This is a genomic window from Herbaspirillum sp. B65 (assembly GCF_000333555.1).
GTDB lineage: Bacteria > Pseudomonadota > Gammaproteobacteria > Burkholderiales > Burkholderiaceae_D > Herbaspirillum > Herbaspirillum rubrisubalbicans.
In genome coordinates, this window is the sequence record NZ_BADI01000679.1 from 1 (window position 1) to 1,164 (window position 1,164).

Consider the following 1,164-nt stretch of genomic DNA (forward strand, 5'->3'; position numbering starts at 1 on the left):
GAAGCGATCCGGACAGTGTTCGCCTTAGTTGCCCATGTGCAGCTTGTCCTCTCGGGCTGGCAGCTTGTCACCTCTAATATATATAGCGAGTCGTCGCGCACGGTCTGCCGCTCTCACGCGCCGGGACTGCCTTGCCAGCCGTTGTCGTGATGCTGCCGCAGCCCAAAGCGAGCCGTTGCGGGGGCGATGAGGGCGTTTGACGGGCTTTTGACCCTCTTGGCGTGCTAGAATGCACTGTTCTGATCAGTCCAAGGGCCACGCCCGCCCGGCACGATTTTCTGGCCGGGAAACATCTTTCGACTCTCCAATGGATCAATTCGCTAAAGAAACCATCCCCATTTCCCTCGAAGAAGAGATGCGCAAGAGTTACCTCGATTACGCCATGAGCGTGATCGTGGGTCGGGCACTGCCGGATGTGCGCGATGGCTTGAAGCCGGTGCACCGCCGCGTGCTGTATGCGATGCACGAGATGAACAACGTCTGGAACCGCCCGTTCGTGAAGTGCGCGCGCGTGGTCGGCGAAGTCATGGGTAAGTACCACCCGCACGGCGACGCCTCCATCTATGACACCCTGGTGCGCATGGCCCAGGACTTCTCGTTGCGCTATACCCTGGTCGATGGCCAGGGCAACTTCGGTTCCATCGACGGCGACGGTGCGGCCGCGATGCGTTACACCGAGTGCCGCCTGGACAAGATTTCCAACGAATTGCTGGCCGATATCGAGAAGGAAACCGTCGATTTCGTGCCCAACTACGACGGCAAGGAAAAGGAACCCTCGGTCCTGCCCACGCGTATCCCCAACCTGCTGGTCAACGGCTCCTCCGGCATTGCCGTGGGCATGGCCACCAACATCCCGCCGCACAACATCACCGAAGTGATCAACGGCGCGCTGCACCTGCTGGCCAATGAACATTGCACCATCGATGAACTCATCGAGCTGGTGCCGGCGCCGGACTTCCCCACCGGCGGCATCATCTATGGCGTCTCGGGCGTGCGCGATGGTTACCGCACCGGTCGCGGCCGCGTGGTCATGCGCGCCAAGACCCACTTTGAGGAATATGGCCGCGAAGGTCGTATCGCCATCATCGTCGATGAGCTGCCCTACCAGGTCAACAAGAAGGCGCTGCTCGAACGCATCGCCGAACTGGTGCGCGACAAGAAGCT

The 1,164-nt window shown here is 60.7% G+C and carries 1 protein-coding gene; it reads left to right on the plus strand.

Annotated features, from left to right (window positions below):
- Positions 1–307 precede the first annotated feature (307 nt).
- Positions 308–1,164, plus strand: an 857-nt coding sequence (locus I5W_RS16130; protein WP_044529995.1) for a DNA gyrase subunit A, incomplete at its 3' end; no start/stop codon positions are given.